Below are 18,929 nucleotides of genomic sequence, written 5' to 3'. Positions count from 1 at the left end.
TGGCTCATATCCCACAAGGAGTACTGCAATGAAGCGTTATGCCTCCCTCTCGATGATGGCCCTGTTCCTGATGGCCGGCGCGGCCTTCGCCGGTGGCCAGACCACCACGCCCACCACCGACCACGGCCAGCACAAGCCGATGGATCATAAGAAGCAGGAGCATGGTCAGCACAAGCCGGCCGCGGCCGATGCCGACTTCACTAAGCTCGATGCCAACAAGGACGGCTCGTTGTCCAAGGAAGAGCTGGCCAAGCACAAGCTGGCACCCCACTTTGGCATGCTCGATAGCAACAAGGACGGCAAGCTGAGCCCGCAGGAATTCGCTGCCGGCAAGGGTATGTAACTGCTATCTCCCCGGGGGCTGGGTCCTTGGCCCCCGGGATTCGGCGATGTTCTGCTATTCCCACGGAGATCGACATGTCTTCTTCGCACGGTAAGCACGAAAGCACGCACACGCAGCATCTAGGGCAACACGCCTCGCAAGGAAGTCCCGGTCAGACGCATCAGGGGCACTACGGTCGCCTACTGCTGATGATGGCCCTGTCGTTCCTGGCTATGTACGCCCTGATGTATGCCATGGTCGATCAGTGGGCCAACGTCTATCACAACGTCAACCAGCTCTACATGGCAGGGCTAATGGCTGCGCCGATGCTGTTGATCGAGCTTTGGCTCATGTCCAGCATGTACCCCGATCGTCGGCGTAACCTGATCCTGGCCAGCGTGACCGTGGCGTTCATGCTGTTCTGTTGGTGGGGAATCCGTACGCAGGCCGCGGTGACTGATCGGCAGTTCATCCGCTCTATGATTCCCCATCATGCCGGCGCCATCCTGATGTGCGAAGAAAACCGCCTGAAGGATCCCGAGCTGACCAGACTCTGCCTGGACATCATCACCTCGCAGAAGCAAGAGATCGCCCAGATGAAGCAACTTCTCGCCAATTGATCGCGGTGACGTCTGCTGTCTACTTGCGCCGCTCAAAGACTAGGTAAAACGGTGTCCCCGCCCAGGAGGGGTTAGCTAGGCTGCGCCAGAACAGCAGGAGCTGTGCCGTTGAATAGGCGGGCACGGCACCGTGCCGTAAGAACAGAAAACGCAGCAATCGCCTGTTTTGGGCTGAATCAACTTATTGCAGTTCACGCATTCATAGAAGAACTGACATGAGTCTGTGGACATGGTCTCTGTTGCCCGATGACCGCATACAGGGCAAGTCAAGGTGCTGGCCAGTTGCATGTCAGCCACTTTCCGATCCTGTCTTGATGGTCGCTGGAAAACCGGCGTCAGTGATCGCCTTTGCTATTCTCGCTGAATCCACGATTTTCGCATCAAAAATAACGGTCACTGTTCCAGCCCGTGTGTCTACCTGAGTGGACGTTACCCCAGGCACCTTGTCCAAGGCCTTCTCGATGGTAATGCTGCATGCCGGACACGTCATGTTCTCCACATGCAACATGACCCGTTGAGGTGTGATGGCCCAAGCCGCCGACATCCAGATCGTCATGATCAGACCAAGAAGCATTGCGCGCATAAAGTGCTCCTTACAAGAACCAGCTAATGTAATAGGGAAAGAGTAGCAACAGCACGATCCCGCTGGCGGCCATCCAGAGCCAACGACGGCGGCGCCTTAGTGATGGGGTATCCGTGCAGCCACCGTCATTGCTGCACCGCTGCGCGCCTGAGCGATACTGGGTCCAAAACGCCCAAGCCAAGCAAAGTATGGTGAGCGCGCTCAACCAAGGGCGCCAGACGTCAAAGGCCGTGAGGTTAGCGATCCATGCTCCGCTGATTCCCATTAAGACCAGCACCAGCGGCACCACGCAGCATATTGACGCGCCAACAGCGGCAACCGCCGCGCCCCAAAGAGGTGGCAAAAAGGACTTGGGAGGACGATGCTGACTCATGGCAGTATGTTATTCTCCGTACCATGGTACGGAGTCAAGCAGTGATCATGAGTGCCATGACCATCGGTCGGCTGGCAAAGGCCGCGGATGTACATATCGAGACGATTCGCTATTACCAGCGGCGGGGCTTGCTTCCTGAGCCCGAACGTCCACAACGCGGTGTACGGCGCTATGGTGAGGCTGATGTTAGCCGGCTTAGATTTATCCGACGAGCTCAGGCGGCCGGGTTCCGTCTTGATGAGATAGCTAGTTTGTTGCAGATCGAGGGCAGGGGCGCGTGTGAGCAAACCCGATTGCTGACGGAACAGAAGTTGAGCGAAGTCCGCCAGCGCATTGAAGATTTGCGTTTGTTGGAGACCGGGCTGAAACAATTGGTAGACGAATGCCAAGCCTCCGCGGGTGATGCTTGCCCCGCGCTAGATCGGTTGGCAAGGACAAGTCGGTAGCCTCAAGCCATAGAGTTCAGCTGCCCGCTCCTGTTGAGCGCCGGTCGTACCGCGCTACAGGCGCGGTGGATTAGGCGAGCGGCTATGCGCGCAGTAGCTTGATCTAAGTCCAAGGGCGGACACAGCTCAGCCACATCCATCAACCGCACCTTTCCTGAAGACAGGATCAAGTCCATCAATGCTTCCACGACCTCTAGGCTCACGCCTCTTGGATTAGGCGCGCTCACACCCGGAGCAGTGGCTTGCGGCAATACATCCAGGCACAGGGTCAGGTAGATTACGTCCACCGCATCACACCAGCGATTCACCACTTCCGCTTGTGCGTGCCAATTCCACGCGTTTAGGGCGTCATCGGTGATGTAGTGGGCGCCCTCACGTTCGGCCGTAGCGAACAAGCGCGGTGTATTGCTGGAGCGACTGACGCCAATGCAGTGGTACTGGAGCGGCGTGGCACTCCTGTGGGCGTGCTCCAATGCTTGAAGGAAGGGCGTGCCGGAACTCGCACACCCCTGCTCGCGTAAATCGAAATGAGCATCGAAGTTGAAAATGCCGATTCGCGATGGTGATGGTCCGAGGTGGCCGCACAGGGCCGCATAGCTGGCATAGCCAATTTCGTGACCTCCGCCTAAGCCGACGACCCAATGCCCGCTATCCAAGAGTTGTTGGGCGCGCTGGGAGTAGTGGGCCTGTGCCAGCTCCAGGGCACGATCCTCGCAGACGATATTGCCTGCGTCGTAAAGAGGGCAGGGTTGTAGCACGGGCAGGTTGGCCAACGTCCTGCGAAGTGCATCGGGCCCTTGTGCAGCACCTGGCCGTCCGGCATTGCGACGAATGCCTTCATCGCTGGCAAAGCCCAGCAGGGCAATGCCAGGAGCGCCAAGATCCGGGTCCGACGCCACCACCTGATGCCAGCGCTGGGTATCGGCCGACAACGGCAGATCCACGCGCCCCGCCCATGCAGGATTCACCTGCCCGTCTCCTGCAATGGCCACTCCAGGAACGGTTGCAGCCCCCCTCGTTGGATGAAGGCCTCGATGGCCTGCATCTCGGGGGCCAGATAGCGGTCCTCGTCGTAGCGGGGTACCAGGGCGCGTACCTGCGCGTGCACCGCTTCCAAAGCCTGCGAAGACTGCAGCGGCCGTCGGAACTCGATGCCTTGGCAGGCGGCAAGCATTTCGATGGCCACGATGCGACGCACGTTATCGGCCACCTCGCGAGACTTGCGCGCGGCGAAGGTCGCCATGCTGACATGGTCCTCCTGGTTGGCCGAGGTCGGCAAAGAATCCACGCTGGCGGGATGGGAGAGGGTTTTGTTTTCGCTGGCCAGTGCAGCGGCGGTCACGTGGGCGATCATGAAACCTGAATTGACGCCCGGGTTGGCCACCAGGAATGCGGGCAGACCTGACAAAGTCGAATCGATCAACAAGGCAATCCGGCGCTCGGCTAAGGCACCGATCTCCGACACTGCCATGGTCAGTTGATCCGCAGCAAAGGCCACGGGCTCGGCGTGGAAGTTGCCACCCGAGATCACTTCGCTGGTATCGGTGAAGACCAGTGGGTTATCAGAGACCGCGTTGGCCTCTGTCCACAACACTTGTGCCACATGTTGCATCACGTCGCGTATGGCCCCCATCACCTGAGGCTGGCACCTGAGACTGTAAGGATCCTGCACACGCGTGTCGTTCTGACGATGCGACTCACGGATCGCGCTACCGGCCAGCAGGCGAAGGTAGTGCTTGGCCACGACAATCTGGCCCGGCTGGCCACGCACGGCATGGATGCGCGGATCGAAGGGCGAGTCAGAGCCGCAGGCGGCATCGACGCTCATCGCGCCGCTCAACACGGCAGCTGAGTAGATCTGCTCTGCCGCGAACAGCGCCATCAATGCAATGCCGGTGGATACCTGCGTGCCGTTGAGCAGGGCCAGCCCCTCCTTGGCCGCCAGCCGGATCGGGGTGATGCCCGCGTGTTCCAGCGCCTGGCTGGCGGGCAGCACCTGTCCGTCAACCCGCACGTGGCCTTCGCCCATGGCTGCCAACGTCAGGTGCGCCAACGGTGCCAGATCGCCGGAGGCGCCTACTGAGCCTTGGGCAGGAATGCAGGGCCAGATCTGTGCGTTGTAGATCGCCACTAGCGTAGCCAGCGTCTGCTCGCGTACGCCCGAGTAGCCTCGGGCCAGAGACGCGATCTTGGTGGCGAAGATCAGTCGTACGCAGGCGTCATCGAGCAGCGGGCCCATGCCAACGGCATGGGAGCGCACCAGGTTGGTCTGCAGTTGCTCCAATTGCTCGCGCGCTATGTGGACCTTGGCCAGCTTGCCAAAGCCGGTGTTGATGCCATAGGCAGGCTCACCGGCCACCACGATGGCCTGGACGGCTTGGGAAGAGGCGCGCACCTGATCCCAACAGGCGGGGTCCAGTGCGATGGGGGCGGCACCTTCGGCGATCTGCCGCAGCTGCGCCAAGGTCACTTGGCCAGGCGTCAAGTTCAGCATGATGCTCACTCCAGGATGGCCGGCAAGATCAACTCATGCTCACGCGCGCACGCCAATGCTTGCTCGTAGCCGGCATCAGCATGGCGCATGACCCCGGTGGCCGGATCGTTCCATAGCACGCGCGCTAGCCGCCGGTCGGCTTGTTCAGTGCCATCGCAGACGATGACTACACCCGAATGCTGCGAAAACCCCATGCCCACGCCGCCTCCGTGATGCAGGCTTACCCACGTGGCGCCGCCACTGGTGGCCAGCAGGGCATTGAGCAGCGGCCAATCCGATACCGCATCGGAACCATCACGCATGCCTTCGGTTTCGCGGTTGGGGCTGGCGACCGAGCCACAATCCAGATGATCACGCCCAATCACGATGGGCGCCTTCAATTCGCCGTTACGCACCATTTCATTGAATGCCAAAGCCGCTTTGTGTCGCTCGCCCAGACCCAGCCAGCAAATGCGGGCAGGCAGGCCTTGGAACGCGATGCGCTCCCGCGCCTGATCCAGCCACTGGTGAAGATGCGTGTTATCCGGAAACAGCTCTTTGACCTTGGCATCGGTCTTGTAGATATCTTCCGGGTCGCCGCTGAGGGCCACCCATCGGAAAGGCCCCATGCCCCGGCAGAAGAGCGGACGGATACAGGCGGGCACGAAGCCAGGGAAGGCGAAGGCATTGTCCACGCCTTGATCCAGGGCCACTTGCCGGATGTTGTTGCCGTAGTCGATCGTCGGCACGCCCAGCGCGTGGAAATCAAGCATGGCGCGTACGTGCGTGGCGCACGAGGCGGCCGCGGCCTGCGCCAATTCACGGCGTTGGCCGTCGCTGCCGGCCCGGGCCTGCTCCCACTGCGACACCGTCCATCCCGACGGCAGATACCCGTTGATCAGGTCATGCGCCGAGGTCTGATCGGTCACCGCATGGGGGCGGGCGCCGCCATTGCGTGCAAGAGCGACGAACTGCGGGAGTAATTCGGCCGCATTGCCCAGCAATCCCACCGACACGGGGACTGGACTGCTTTCAATGATCTGCAGGGCCTGCTCGATGGAGGTGGCCTTGTGATCGACATAGCGTGTGCGAATGCGAAAATCGATTCGCGACTCCTGACACTCGATCACGATGCTGCTGGCGCCGGCTAGCGTTGCGGCCAATGCTTGCGCGCCGCCCATACCGCCCAAGCCTGCGGTGAGGATCCACTTGTTCTGCCAGTTGCCACCGTAGTGCTGGCGACCCAGCTCAACGAACGTCTCGTAGGTTCCCTGCACGATGCCCTGGCTACCGATGTAGATCCAGCTGCCGGCGGTCATCTGCCCGTACATCATCAAGCCCTTCTTATCGAGCTCGTTGAAATGCTCCCAAGTCGCCCAGTGGGGCACCAGGTTGGAGTTGGCGATCAGTACGCGCGGTGCATCCTTATGCGTGCGGAACACGCCTACCGGTTTTCCCGATTGCACCAACAAGGATTCATCATCCTCAAGCGATCGCAACGTTTCCAAGATACGGTCAAAGCTTCTCCAGTCGCGCGCAGCACGACCGATGCCGCCGTAGACCACCAGGTCTTCCGGGCGCTCGGCAACATCGGGGTCCAGATTGTTCTGGATCATGCGGTAGGCCGCTTCAGTCAGCCAGCTCTTGCAGTGCAGCTGGGTGCCGATCGGAGCGCGAACGGTGCGCGCAGGGGAAGCGGAGCGTTCCAAGGTATCCATCAAATCCTCAAGGGGTCAGGGGGGCGCCAACCTGGAAGGTGCCCACAAAGCGGTAACGAGATGCCGGGTGAATCAACCGCACAAAGCTGGCCACCTGTCCGCGCGACCACGTACGTCGGGTCAGCACCAGCAACGGATCGCCTTCGTTGATCTTCAGTTGCGCAGCCAGACGCTTGCTGGCCGTCTCGGCTTCAATCACATGTTCGGCGCGCTCCAGCGGCGCAACGCGCATCAAGTACTGATGCGGAATCTCGGTGTGGAAATCGATGTCCAGGTAATCCGGCGCCACGCTGGGTTGCACAAAGCGATCCTCCAACTGCACCGGCTTGTCATCGCTGTGGTGGAGCAGGCGACTGTGGAACAGCTCCGTGCCCGGCGTCAGGCCGAAGTTGGTCGTCACACTGGAGCGCGCCTCGACCGTCTCGCAGATCAGCACTTGGACCGAGTGTGTCTGGCCGCGTGACTGAATCTCGTCGCGAATATTGCGCACCTCGAACATCGCCGATTCGGCCTTGGGGCCGGCGACGAACGTGCCGACACCTTGCACCCGGGTTAGTACGCCGGCATCGGTCAACTCGCGCAGCGCTCGATTCACTGTCATGCGAGACAAGCCGAACTTGGCCGTCAGTTCGTTCTCGCTGGGGACGCGACTGCGCGCGGGCCAGTCGCCGTTGGTGATGTGACGCAGGATGAAGTGCTTGAGCTTCTGGTAGTGCGGCTTGGGTTCGTCCATGGCCCAAGCATTACATGTCTATACAACCAGTCCAACCACTTTCGATGCTGTACTGCACAAGCAGTTGACACTAAGAATTTCCTCGTGCTATTGCTGTGGTATAGACAACCTGCGGGTTCGCCACACGCTCATGCCTTCGCTTCGCGTGCTACTGCGTATGTTCCTGATCCTCGTGCTCTGCGCGGATGGGATCCTGAGCGCGCAGGCCACCACGCGGATGGCCGTGCGGCATATTCCTCCCCCAGGTGCGGTGAATGGCACCCACTCGGTGCATGGCGGCGCGCGTGTCAATGAACGCGCCAAGATTAGTAACGATTGCAACAAAATTCTTCCCGGTGGCAAGCGAGCCGGGCAGGGTGATCAGAACGATCATCAGTGCGACTGCAGCACCACCTCCTGCGACTGCAGCTGTGTGCTCACCTTCTTCGCCGGGCGTGTGCCGGTCATCTTTGCCGCCCAGCACGCCCTGACGAGCACCTACCTACCTACGCCTGAGTTGCCGCCGCTGCGACGACAGGTATCCCGGCTGTTCCGACCTCCCATCGGCTAATGCTGCTTGGTCGCCATTGATTGGCGACGTCTACGCACGCCCTGATGTCGCATAGGCCCCCACGTCTGGGGCACCAGGGTCATACGCATGCATTGCCCTTCGGGGGAGAGAGAACCCATGTACTTCAAGCGCAATCCTTTGGCGGTATCCGTCGGTGCCCTTCTGTGCGCCGGTTTTTCCACGGTGGCTCTGGCTCAGCAGGCTGAACAGGGCGCCACGAGCGAGTCGGCCAAGACGCTGGACACCGTCCAGGTCACCGGCAGTCACATCAAGCGGCTCCAGATTTCCGGCGTCGGCCCGGTCAGCGTCGTGGATGCCGAAGCCATCGAGCGCTCCGGCGCCACTTCAGTGGAGACGCTGCTGCAGCGCCTGCCGGCCTCGGCCGGTTTTGCCGGCAGCCAGTCCAATGCCTACTGGGCCGAGAACGGCTACGGCACTACCCAGGTCAATCTGCGCGGCTTGGGCATTAACCGCACGCTGGTTCTGCTCAATGGTCGTCGTGTGGTCAATGGCGGCACCGGTGCCAACAGCTCGGTGGACCTGAACATCATCCCCGTAGCGCTGATCGAGCGGATCGAGGTCCTCAAGGACGGTGCCTCAGCCATCTACGGTGCCGATGCCGTGGCGGGTGTGGTGAACATCATCACCAAGAAGAACTACGACGGTGCCGAGGCGGCGGTGCGGTACGGACAGACCTTCGAAAGTGATGGCGAAGAAAAGTCGTTCGATTTCGCCTGGGGTATTACGTCAGACCGCGGTTCGTTGATGGCCGGCATCAACTACTCGGAGACCGGCGCGGTCAACATGGCCTCACGCGCACCGTGCGGCTTGGGTGAGGTCGACGGGCAACTCGAATGTGTGGGCAGCTCGGCCACCATCGGTGGGCGCGCATTGCTAGCCGACGGCTCGCGCGTGAACTTCAACCAGGATCCCAATGGTGACGGGGACTTCTATGAACCGTATTCGGCGGCCAAGCATAACTACAACGGCAATCCCTATCTCAATGCCGTCAATCCGATCAAGCGTTTGAGCTTCAGCCTGTTCGGCGACAGCACTGTGAATGAAACCACGCGCGTGTTCACCGAGTTGATGTTCACCAACCGCCAGTCCGACCAGTTGGCCACGCCCGGCAGCCTGGGTGTCTATCGACCGATCAATATTGCGGCCGGCCACCCGACCAACCCGACCGGCCAAGACCTGCTGCTGCAGCGCCGCCGTCTGGAAGAGGCCGGCCCACGCGAGTTCTTCCAGGAAACCAATACCTTCCGCGTGGTCGCGGGCATTGAAGGCCAGTTGGGCATGAACTGGGACTGGTCGGCCGCGCTGAATTGGGGCCGCAACACTGGTGTGGATGGCTCGACCAATGTGGCGAACCTGGACCGGGTGGATGACACGCTCAACACCGCGCTGTGCAGCAACACGCCCGGCGCGGCGATCCCCTGCGGTGACTATCTCGGCTACGGCGACCTGACCCCCGAGGTGCTCAACTACATCCTGTTCAGGACGCGCGACAACGGCGGCAACGACCAGAAGAGCTTCACCGCCAACATCAGCGGCCAGCTATTCGAGATGCCGGCCGGTTGGGTGGGCTTTGCCTCTGGCATCGAGGTTCGCAAGGAGCGTGGTTGGCGCGATCCCGATCCGCTGACGGTACTGGGCATTGCCAACACGAACCAACAGGATCCGATCGCCGGTGAGTACACGGCCAAGGAAGCCTTCGCCGAGTTTGCCGTGCCGCTGCTTCAGGACAGCGTGATCGCCGAGAGCCTGACGCTCAATGCCGCCGTGCGCTATTCCGACTATGACCTGTTCGGCGAAGACGTGAATTACAAGGTGGGCCTGGATTGGCAGATCGTGCCGTCCTTGAAGGTGCGCGCCAACTACGCCACGGCTTTCCGTATCCCCAACATCCCCGAATTGTTTGGTGGCGTAGCCGAGGGCAACCTGACCACGACCGATCCCTGTAGCGGCTGGAGCAGCTTGCCGGCTGATTCGGTAGTGCGTCAGAACTGTCAGGCGTACGGCGTGCCGGCAGGTTACGTACAGCCGGGCAACACGATCCTGACCACCTCCGGCGGCAATCCTGACCTGGAGCCGGAAGATGCCAAGTCCCTGACCGTGGGTGCGGTCTGGACGCCGAGCTTCTTGCCGGGACTGACGCTGACGGTGGACTACTTCAACATCAAGATCGACAACGCGATCCAGCGTATCGATGGCTCAACCAAGCTGTCGATCTGCTACAACACCCCGGGCTTGGCGCATCCGTTCTGCGGCAATGACAACTTCACCCGCAATCCGATCACCGGTGAAGTGGACTTCCTGTCGTCCCAGCCGGTCAATGCGGCCAACGAACGGGTACGGGGCATCGACCTGGGTGGTCTGTACGAGTTCGCGGTTGCTGGGTTCGATTCGACCTTGAGCGTGGATGTGTCCTATCTGGACCAGTACGACGTGCGGCCGTTCCCGGGCGCGGATGTGATCGAGTACGCCGGCAAGATCACCGGTGGCCGTGGCAGCTTTACTCACTGGCGCGCCTTGACCTCGCTGACGATGGAACGCGAAGCCTGGTCCGGTTCTTACAGCTTGCAGTACATCGGCAAGGCCGATGACATCAATGCCAGCCCCGGCGACATTGGTGATCACGCACCCAGCGTGACCTACCACAATGTCCAGCTCAAGTACGCACCGAACAAGACCTTCGATGTGTCCTTCGGCATCGACAACCTGTACGACAAGAAAGCCCCGTTTATCCAGAGCTACACCGACGCCAATACCGACACGATGACGTATGACCTGCTGGGTCGTCGTTGGTATGCCCGCGTGGGATACCACTGGTAAGACCTGCTTGGCCTGCTCCCGTCCTGGTGACGGGAGCAGGCGTTGTCCTCTTGTCGAACGAGATCACTATGAAATCGGCTTTCTGGGCACGCAAGGCCCACAAATGGATTGGCCTGATCATTGGCGTGCAAGCGCTGCTGTGGATGATCAGTGGCGTGTACATGACGGTCATCTCCCTGGACATCATCCATGGCGATCACTTGGCCCATGCCCATCAGCAGCCGCTGGTGGCACCCACTCACTTGTCCGGTGAGGAACTGCAGCGGCGCTATCCGGGCATGACGCAGGTCAAGCTCAAGCGACTGCTTGAGCGGGATGTCTACGAGATTCACGCCCGCGATCTGGTGTACCTGCTGGACGCTACGACGGGGGAGGTGCTCTCCCCAGGTGATCAGCAGATGGCGATCGCCTTGGCAAAAGACGTCTATCAGGGCCAGGCACCCGTAGCTCGGGTCGAGTGGGTTACCCAGGCGCCGCAAGAAGTGGCCACCCGCCCGGTTCCCATGTGGGCGGTGCACTACGCCGATGCCGGTGAAACTACCCTGTATTTCTCGCCCTACAGCGGCGAGTTACTGGCGCGGCGGCACAGCCTGTGGCGCTGGTTTGATTTCCTGTGGATGTTCCACATCATGGACTACGAGGCCCGTTCGGACGTCAACAACACCTTGTTGCGCGTGGCCTCGGCGGTTGGCTTGGTGTTCGTGCTCAGCGGTGCCTGGTTGCTGTTCTACAGCTTTCGCAGGAGGGCCGCAGCATGACGCCCTGGATGAGAACGCTGCACAAATGGGTCGGCTTGATCATCGGCCTGCAGTTGCTGCTTTGGATGGCCAGTGGCGTGATGATGAGCTGGCTGGACCATGACCAGGTGCAGGGCCATGAGTTCCAGGCTCACGAGCATGCGGCCCATGAGTGGCCTGCCAATGCCCGCTCGCCGGCCAGTTTCCTGGGTGGAAACAAGAAGATCAGTCGCGTCAGTTCGGGCTGGTTGCTGGATACCCCGGTCTATCAGTTGGCCGATGCCCAGGGCATTACCTTGGCCAACGCCGTGTCCGGCCAACCCATTGCCTTGGACGCGGCCTGGGCCACACGCCTGGCGCAAGCCTCCTATACCGGCCCTGGCACGTTGAAAGCACCGCGCCTGTTGGAGTGGAGTGGTGAGGTACGCGATCACGAAGGCCGACTGTGGCGCGTGGATACCGACGATGGCCAGGACACCACGGTGTACCTGTCTGCCCAGACGGGCGAGGTGCTTTACCACCGCAACAAGACCTGGCGCCTGTTCGATGTGTTCTGGATGTTGCACATCATGGACTACACCGGGCGCAAGAACTTCAACAACCCGTTGGTGGTCACCGCCGCGATCGGCGGTCTGTGGTTGGCCCTGACCGGTATCTGGCTGCTGTTTGCCAGCTTCCATTGGAGCGAGTTCGTGCCGCGCCGCTGGCGTCCGGCCCGCGAGTTGTCGGTATTCGGTCCGGATGGGACACGGCTGCGTACCGTCCGGGCGTCGGCAGGCGACAACGTCTACGTCTCGCTGGCGCGCGAAGGCGTGCAACTGCCGTCCAACTGCGGAGGAGGGCAGAGCTGTGGCCTGTGCGAGGTGCGCTTCCGCGGCGCGGCACCCAAAGCCACCGCGGCCGATCGCGCCCACCTGGGCGCCAGCAAGGTCAAGATGGGCTATCGCCTGGCCTGCAATCTGGCCGTGACGGAAGACACCGATGTCGAGGTGGCTGGCGGGGCCAGCCTGTGGACCGAGTATGGCGCCACCGTGGAGCAGGTCACGGCAGTGACGCCGTTCCTGCGCGAGATCGTGCTCAAGCCCGACGAGGCCCCCGGTCCGGAATATCAACCTGGCGCTTACTTGCAGGTGCATGTGCCCAACTACGAGGTACCGGTGAACAAGCTCGTGCGGCCCGAGCACCACCATCAGGAGTGGGCGGGCGTGGACCTGCCCGAGAAGTTGGTCAACCGCGAACCGGTCCGTCGGGCGTATTCGCTCGCCTTGCCTGTCGATCAGGCACAGGGGCGACTGACCTTGCTGGCCCGCTTCAGTCCTGGACGATCGGACAAGAAACGCCATCCTCCTGGCAGGGGCTCAACCTACCTGTACACGCTCTCGCCCGGGGATCGGGTCTGCTTCAGCGGCCCCTTCGGCGACTTTGCGCTCAAGCCTCACGGACGGGAGAAAGTGTTCATCGGCGGCGGCGCTGGCATGGCCCCGCTGCGCGCGATGATTCGGACGCTGTTGGCGGGGCAGGGCGGTGAGCGGATCCACTTCTGGTATGGCGCGCGCAGTCTCAAGGAAGCGCCCTACATCGAGGAGATGGAGCGCCTGGCCCAGCAGCACGAGAACTTCAGCTGGCACTTGGTGCTGTCGGATGAAGCGCAGAACGACGACGCGCTATTGCGGGGCCTGGTGCATGAGGTAGCGCATGACCGCCTGCTCAAGGCCCACCAGGCCTTGGCCGATTGCGAGTTCTACCTGTGCGGACCGCCGGCCATGCTTAAGGCCACACGCGAGCTGCTGACCCGGCTGGGTGTACCCGACAGCCAGGTGGCGTACGACGATTTCAAGATCTGATCCCAACGCCCGCCGGCCGAGCAGGCCGGCGGGTCTTGCGGCGTACCGGATTTCCTGACCGCGCTCGTCCCAGTGAATGGACGTGCTTGAGCCTGCCTGATGAATCAGCGAGTACCCCGGTGACCACGGCGCTGGATGAGTGGTTCATATCCCATGTCCTGCCCCTGGAAGGCTTGATACATGCCTTCCTGCGCCGGCATGGACATGAGGACAGCGAGATTCCTGATCTTCGGCAGGAGGCTTACGCACGCATCTACGAAGCCGCGCGACGGGGCTTGCCCGCGCAGACCAAGCCCTTTGTCATGACCACCGTACGCAACTTGCTCATCGATCGCATTCGCCGCTCTCGTATTGTCTCCATCGAAGCGATGGCCGATGTGGAGCAGGCGGTCATGCAAAGCGATGAGGTCACGCCGGAGCGACACTTAGGCGCCCGTGATGAACTGCGCCGCTTGCAGCAAGGCTTGCAGAAACTGCCCCACAAATGTCGACAGATCGTGGAGCTTCGCAAGATCTACGGTCTATCCCAGCGCGAAGTGGCTGGACGATTGGGGATCGCCGAAGATACGGTGGAGCGTCAGACCCTGTTGGGTATGCGGGCCTTGGCCGACTTCATGCTCGGCGGTACCGGCAAGATCCAGCGTCCGTCACGGCGCTTCAACAAGGAACGTTCGCAGCCATGAGCCCACACAAGGACATCGAACAGGTCGCGGCGCAATGGATCAACCGTGCCGAGTCCCCACAATGGACTGCACAGGACCAGATCCAGCTGCAAGCCTGGCTGGAACAGGACACCGCCCATCGTGTGGCCTGGCTTCGTTTGAAGTCGGTGTGGACGCGCGCAGACCGGTTGGCGGCGGTACGCGCCGTGCAGCCGCCACGCATACACCGTTGGCGAGCGCCGATGCGCTGGGCCATTGCCGCGAGCGTTGCCATGCTGGCGGTGCTGTTCACCCTCACGGGGTGGGGCCCTGGCACGCGCTACAGCACCGAGGTTGGCGGCCGGGAGGTGATCGCCCTGTCGGACGGTTCCCGCCTGGAGCTCAACACGCACACGCAGCTGCGGGCGCAGGTGGACCCCTCGCTGCGCCACGTGTGGCTGGACAAGGGCGAGGCATTTTTTGATGTGAAGCCCGATCCGGCGCACCCGTTCGTCATCCACGCCGGCGAGCATCGTGTCGTGGTACTGGGAACAAAGTTCTCGGTCAGGCAGGAACGCGAACGCCTGGAAGTGGCCGTGCTGGAAGGCAAGGTGCGCGTTGAGCCGCTGGTGGCCAAACCGGGACGGCCGCCGGTGATCGTGCAGGGCGGGGGGCTGCTGTATAGCAAGCCGGCGGGCACGCTGGTGGCAGTCAACGCTCAGGACAAGGTGCGCCGGTCCTTGAGCTGGCGCCATGGCACCCTGGAGTTCGATCAAACCACGTTGGCGGATGTGGCGGCCCAGTTCAATCGCTACAACGATAAGCAGTTGGTACTGATGGATCCGGAAACGGCCCACATGCGTGTGGGCGGCAGTTTCGATGCCACAGGTGTGGATGCCTTCGCACGTCTGTTGGCCACCGGCTTCAACCTGCGCGTGGAGACGCAGGGTGATCAGATTCGCGTGTCCCAACCGCACTGAGACGCCAGCAGACATCAATCTGAAATATTTCATACCGGAAGCGTGCCGTCCTCTCGTCACAGATATCAGGCCGATTCGCGCCGACCTGGGGAAAATGCATGGCACGTACGAAAGTGGCGAGGACAGCGTTGGCTGTCATGTGTGGTCTGGTCATCGCGGCCTCCGCCGCTGCACAAACGAGCAGTTTTGATATTCCCGAAGGGGATCTGAAAGTCGCGCTGGAAGCCTATGCCCGGCAATCGGGCGTTCGCCTGGTCTACTTGAGCGAAGACGTTCGTGATCGACGCACCGCAGGCGCGCGTGGGGACATGTCCCAAGATGCAGCGCTGAACCGCCTGCTCGCCGGAACCGGACTGACGGTCAAGCGCGATCAAAGCGGCGCGCTGGCGATCGTGCGAGAAGGTGCCAACACGCCGACGCCTACGCGCAACGCACCGACCTCCGGTGTAGGGCAAGCCGGTCCCGATGCCTACAGCGCCTCCCTCTCCGGCGGCGCCGACGCCTCAACGCCGTCGGCCGCTTCACCCACCACCTTTGATGCGGTCCAGGTGACCGGCAGTCACATCAAACGCGCCCAGATGTCCGGTGTGGGCCCCACCACGGTCATTGATGCCGAGACCATCCAAAGCTCCGGTGCCGTCTCGGTCGAGACGCTGCTGCAGCGCTTGCCTGCATCGGCCGGTGCAGCCGGCTCGCAATCCAACAACTTCTGGACGGGTAACGGTAACGGCACCACCCAGATCAACCTGCGTGGCTTGGGCGTCAACCGCACCTTGGTACTGCTCAACGGCCGACGCGTGGTCAACGGTGGTACCGGCGCCAACAATTCGGTGGATCTGAACGTGGTGCCCTTGGCCCTGGTTGATCGCATCGAGATCCTGAAGGACGGCGCATCGGCGATCTACGGCGCCGATGCCGTGGCCGGCGTGGTGAACATCATCACGCGCAAGGAAATGGATGGCGTGGAGCTATCCACCCGCTATGGTCAGACTTTCCAGGGCGATGGCGAGATCGGCTCCTTCAACCTGGCCTTCGGTACCACCGGCGAGCGCAGCTCAATGTCTGGCGCCCTGACCTATGCCGAAAGCGGCACGATCACCATGGCGTCGCGGGCACCGTGTCCGTTGGGTGTGGTGGCCGGCACCCTGCAGTGCGTGGGCAACTCGTCCACCATCGGTGGGCGAGCCCGACTGGCCGATGGTCGCGTGGTCAACTTCAACCAGGACCCCAACGGGGATCCACGCTCCTACGAGCTCTATGATCCGGCCAAGCACAATTACAACTACAACTTGTTGCTCAATGCGGTCAGCCCGATCAAGCGAGTGGGCTTGAGTGGCTTTGGTCAGTTCGACCTGACCGAGAACACCCGTCTGTTCACGGAACTGATGGCGACCAATCGCCAGTCCAATCAGCGTGCCTCACCCAATACCCTGGGGGTGTATCGCACCATCCGGATCGCCGCCACTAATCCCACCAATCCCACCGGCCAGAACCTGACCCTGGAACGTCGGCGTCTGGAAGAAGCCGGGGCGCGCATCACCGAGCAGGAGGTCGATACGTTTCGCACCGTGCTTGGTTTGGAGGGGCAGTGGGGCGATAACTGGGCGTGGAATGTCGCGATGAACTGGGGCCGCAACTCTGCTACGGACAGCTCGACCAATATCGCCAACCTGGATCGGGTAGAGAACACTCTCAACACCAGCCTGTGCAGCAACACACCAGGGGCGGCTATTCCGTGCGGCAACTACTTGGGCTACGGCAACCTGACGCCCGAAGTGCTGGATTACATCCTGTTTACCCAGCGCGGCTCCGGTGGCAACAGCCAGCAGGGCTTTAGCGGCACCATTTCCGGCGCCCTGTTCGATTTGCCCGCCGGTAGCGTCGCCTTCGCTTCGGGCGTTGAGTTTCGCAAGGAACGGGGATGGCTGTACCCAGATCCGCTGGTAGTCAACGGCAGCGCCAACATCGTGCGTCAGGATCCGATCGAAGGTGAGTACTCGGCCAAGGAAGCCTTTGTCGAGTTTGCCGTCCCGCTGCTGCAGGACGTCCCGTTGGTGGACTACGCGACCCTGAACCTGGCCGGCCGCTATTCCGACTACGACCTGTTCGGCAGCGACACCAACTACAAGGTGGGGCTGGATTGGCAGGTGGCCGAACCGCTGAAGATTCGTCTCAACTACGCGACGGCTTTTCGTATCCCCAGCATCCCGGAGTTGTTTGGCGGCATCGGCCAAGGCAGCCTGACCACCCTGGATCCGTGCAGCAACTGGAGCACCTTGCCCGCGGACTCGGTGATTCGGGCCAACTGCCAGGCCGCCGGGGTGCCCACCAACTTTCGTCAGTTGGGCAACACCATCCTCACCACGACCGGCGGCAATCCCGACCTCAAGCCTGAAGATGCGCGGACCTTCACGGCAGGCTTTGTGTGGACCCCAGGCTTTGCGCCGGGGCTGACGCTCACGGCCGATTACTACCGTATCCGCATCGAGAATGCGATCCGTAGCATTGAAGGCTCGGTCAAGCTGCGTGCGTGCTACACCACGCCGAACTTGGCCCATCCGTTCTGCTCACCGGCCAACTTCACTCGTGATCCGGTCACCGGTGAGGTCAACTACCTCTCGTCCCAGCAGGTCAATGCGGCCAGCGAGGAATCCGAAGGCGTGGATATCGGTGTGCTGTATCAATTCGATGTGGCCGGCTGGCAGGCAAGCGCGAGTCTGGATGCCTCGTATCTTGAGCGCTACGACGTCACTCCCTTCGCCGGTGCCACCACCATTGAGTACGCCGGCAAGATCACCAGCGGCTTGGGTAGCTACACCCAGTGGCGTGGCTTGGGCTCACTGCGCATGGGCAAGAACCGTTGGACTGGCGTCTATTCGGCGCAGTACATCGGCAGTGCGGACGACATCATCGCCGTGCCCGGCACGATCGGCTCGCATGTGTCCAGCGTGGTGTACCACAACCTGCAACTGAGCTACGGCATCAAGAAGAAATGGGACATCTCGGCCGGCGTTGAGAACGTGTTCGATAAAAAGGCGCCGTTCGTGCAGAACAACCCCAACGCCAACACCGACACCATGACGTACGACTTGCTGGGTCGTCGCTGGAATGTCCGCTTTGGTTACCACTGGTAAGTCACGATCCCAAGGAGCTACACATCATGAGAAACACGCAACTATCTGCCGCACTACTGCTATTCGCGGTGGCCGGTAGCGCCGGCGCGCACGACCTGTTTGTCGCTTTCTCCAAGCCCGGCACCGCAGCGGGCGAGGCGAACACCGCCCTGGTCAACAACGGCACCTTCGATGAAAGTGCTGGCGCAGTCACCCGGGCGCGTCTACAGAACGTTTCGCTGAGCCAGGGTGGCGCCAAGGCGGCCCCGGACTTGGCCAGTTGGAAAGAGGTCGGCAAGCAAAGCCAGCTCACCGTGCATCCGGCGGGCGAGGGCACCTATCTGCTAGGGGTCTCGACGATGGCTTCCACCAGCACCCGTACGGCCAGCGAGTTCGGCAAGTACCTGGAGTTGGAAGACTTGCCCGATACCTTGGCCACCTATGATGCGAGCAAGTTCCCCAACGGGGTCACCTACAGCTATACCAAGCATGCCCGCGCCATTGGACAAGTAGGCACGAAACTGACTGACGACTTCGCCGCCTCGCTGGGCTATCCGTTGGAGATCCGCCTGGCCCGCAATCCTGGAAGCGTGAAGGTCGGCGAACAGCTGTCGTTCCAGGTACTGCAGCAGGGCACGCCAGTGCCCAACCTGCGCGTGTACGTCGGCCATCGCGCTGACGCACCGGTCAAGGGCGGGCACGGTAGCGCCACGCTGCTGCGTACCGATGCCCAAGGCCAAGCCAGTTTCAAGGTGACCTCCGCCAAGACCTGGTACATCCACACCAATCACATGGTGCCCTCTACACAAAAGAGCTTGGATTTTGTGTCGGATCGGGCGTCGCTGAGCTTTGATATTTCCCCGCACGCCGGGCACTGATAAGTAAGCACGTAGGCGGTACTCTCCCCTTTGACGCCAGTCATGACTTCTTCCATGACTGGCGTCTTTTTGTGGGGACG

At 61.7% G+C, this 18,929-nt stretch carries 19 protein-coding genes; 11 read left to right on the top strand and 8 right to left on the bottom strand.

The window, feature by feature from the left end; translation table 11 throughout:
* Nucleotides 1-28 precede the first annotated feature (28 nt).
* A complete protein-coding gene (locus AC1Q5B_RS12930; protein WP_046934794.1) occupies nucleotides 29-343 on the top strand; it encodes a hypothetical protein in 315 nt (104 codons plus the stop codon).
* A gap of 74 nt (nucleotides 344-417) precedes the next feature.
* Nucleotides 418-942, top strand: coding sequence for a DUF305 domain-containing protein (locus tag AC1Q5B_RS12925; RefSeq protein ID WP_046934793.1), 525 nt, complete (start codon nucleotides 418-420; stop codon nucleotides 940-942).
* Nucleotides 943-961: 19 nt separating this feature from the next.
* Here the strand turns inward: AC1Q5B_RS12925 and AC1Q5B_RS12920 are convergent, their stop codons facing one another.
* The 4 genes from AC1Q5B_RS12920 to AC1Q5B_RS12905 are packed head-to-tail and all read right to left on the bottom strand — an operon-like array spanning nucleotide 962 to nucleotide 1,898.
* Entirely contained in the window at nucleotides 962-1,066 is a 105-nt protein-coding gene (locus AC1Q5B_RS12920) for a hypothetical protein (protein WP_475498672.1), read from the bottom strand.
* Nucleotides 1,018-1,230 carry a GDCCVxC domain-containing (seleno)protein gene (locus tag AC1Q5B_RS12915; RefSeq protein WP_080955569.1) on the bottom strand — a complete coding sequence of 71 codons (213 nt, stop codon included), beginning with the start codon at nucleotides 1,228-1,230 and terminating at the stop codon, nucleotides 1,018-1,020. The genes AC1Q5B_RS12920 and AC1Q5B_RS12915 overlap by 49 nt, the downstream gene beginning before the upstream one ends.
* Nucleotide 1,231: 1 nt before the next feature.
* The gene (locus AC1Q5B_RS12910) at nucleotides 1,232-1,525 is read right to left on the bottom strand and encodes a heavy-metal-associated domain-containing protein (protein ID WP_046934792.1); all 294 of its coding nucleotides are present in this window, start codon (nucleotides 1,523-1,525) and stop codon (nucleotides 1,232-1,234) included.
* 10 nt (nucleotides 1,526-1,535) lie between these two features.
* Complete coding sequence (locus AC1Q5B_RS12905) at nucleotides 1,536-1,898, bottom strand: mercuric transporter MerT family protein (RefSeq protein WP_046934791.1); 363 nt, start codon at nucleotides 1,896-1,898, stop codon at nucleotides 1,536-1,538.
* A 47-nt stretch (nucleotides 1,899-1,945) separates the two neighbouring features.
* On the opposite strand from AC1Q5B_RS12905, the gene AC1Q5B_RS12900 reads away from it, so the two are divergent.
* The gene (locus AC1Q5B_RS12900) at nucleotides 1,946-2,344 is read left to right on the top strand and encodes a MerR family transcriptional regulator (protein WP_080955572.1); all 399 of its coding nucleotides are present in this window, start codon (nucleotides 1,946-1,948) and stop codon (nucleotides 2,342-2,344) included.
* A 2-nt stretch (nucleotides 2,345-2,346) separates the two neighbouring features.
* Here AC1Q5B_RS12900 and hutG read toward each other — a convergent pair whose 3' ends face one another.
* Genes hutG through hutC form a run of 4 tightly spaced genes read right to left on the bottom strand, consistent with a single transcriptional unit; the run spans nucleotide 2,347 to nucleotide 7,268 of the window.
* Entirely contained in the window at nucleotides 2,347-3,312 is a 966-nt protein-coding gene (gene hutG, locus AC1Q5B_RS12895; protein ID WP_492632030.1) for a formimidoylglutamase, read from the bottom strand.
* A complete protein-coding gene (gene hutH, locus AC1Q5B_RS12890; protein WP_202924162.1) occupies nucleotides 3,309-4,847 on the bottom strand; it encodes a histidine ammonia-lyase in 1,539 nt (512 codons plus the stop codon). The genes hutG and hutH overlap by 4 nt, the downstream gene beginning before the upstream one ends.
* A complete protein-coding gene (gene hutU, locus AC1Q5B_RS12885) occupies nucleotides 4,844-6,535 on the bottom strand; it encodes a urocanate hydratase (protein WP_046934789.1) in 1,692 nt (563 codons plus the stop codon). Before hutU ends, hutH begins: the two co-directional genes overlap by 4 nt.
* 7 nt (nucleotides 6,536-6,542) lie before the next feature.
* Nucleotides 6,543-7,268, bottom strand: a complete 726-nt coding sequence (gene hutC / locus AC1Q5B_RS12880; RefSeq protein ID WP_046934788.1) for a histidine utilization transcriptional repressor HutC — start codon at nucleotides 7,266-7,268, stop codon at nucleotides 6,543-6,545.
* Here hutC and AC1Q5B_RS12875 point away from each other — a divergent pair.
* From AC1Q5B_RS12875 to AC1Q5B_RS12840, 8 genes are all read left to right on the top strand, one after another.
* Entirely contained in the window at nucleotides 7,267-7,818 is a 552-nt protein-coding gene (locus tag AC1Q5B_RS12875; RefSeq protein WP_152667173.1) for a CopL family metal-binding regulatory protein, read from the top strand. The two genes, hutC and AC1Q5B_RS12875, sit on opposite strands and share 2 nt — an antisense overlap.
* Nucleotides 7,819-7,935: 117 nt before the next feature.
* Complete coding sequence (locus tag AC1Q5B_RS12870) at nucleotides 7,936-10,656, top strand: TonB-dependent receptor (protein WP_046934786.1); 2,721 nt, start codon at nucleotides 7,936-7,938, stop codon at nucleotides 10,654-10,656.
* Nucleotides 10,657-10,724: 68 nt separating this feature from the next.
* Nucleotides 10,725-11,414 (top strand): PepSY domain-containing protein, encoded by a 690-nt coding sequence (locus AC1Q5B_RS12865; protein ID WP_046932627.1) that lies wholly within the window; start codon nucleotides 10,725-10,727, stop codon nucleotides 11,412-11,414.
* Nucleotides 11,411-13,237: a PepSY domain-containing protein gene (locus AC1Q5B_RS12860; protein WP_046937801.1), complete on the top strand. Its 1,827-nt coding sequence runs from the start codon at nucleotides 11,411-11,413 to the stop codon at nucleotides 13,235-13,237. Before AC1Q5B_RS12865 ends, AC1Q5B_RS12860 begins: the two co-directional genes overlap by 4 nt.
* Nucleotides 13,238-13,323: 86 nt before the next feature.
* On the top strand, nucleotides 13,324-13,920 hold the full coding sequence (locus AC1Q5B_RS12855; RefSeq protein WP_200909222.1) for an RNA polymerase sigma factor: 597 nt from the start codon (nucleotides 13,324-13,326) through the stop codon (nucleotides 13,918-13,920).
* The gene (locus AC1Q5B_RS12850) at nucleotides 13,917-14,858 is read left to right on the top strand and encodes a FecR family protein (RefSeq protein ID WP_052756063.1); all 942 of its coding nucleotides are present in this window, start codon (nucleotides 13,917-13,919) and stop codon (nucleotides 14,856-14,858) included. Before AC1Q5B_RS12855 ends, AC1Q5B_RS12850 begins: the two co-directional genes overlap by 4 nt.
* Before the next feature lie 98 nt (nucleotides 14,859-14,956).
* Nucleotides 14,957-17,992: a TonB-dependent receptor gene (locus tag AC1Q5B_RS12845; protein WP_080952948.1), complete on the top strand. Its 3,036-nt coding sequence runs from the start codon at nucleotides 14,957-14,959 to the stop codon at nucleotides 17,990-17,992.
* Between the two features lie 26 nt (nucleotides 17,993-18,018).
* A complete protein-coding gene (locus AC1Q5B_RS12840; protein WP_046932602.1) occupies nucleotides 18,019-18,849 on the top strand; it encodes a DUF4198 domain-containing protein in 831 nt (276 codons plus the stop codon).
* Nucleotides 18,850-18,929 lie beyond the last annotated feature (80 nt).

It is taken from the genome of Pseudoxanthomonas sp. GW835-FHT14C01, assembly GCF_058793715.1.
The sequence above is the reverse complement of the archived record's forward strand: the minus strand, read 5'-3'. Positions and strand labels throughout refer to the sequence as shown.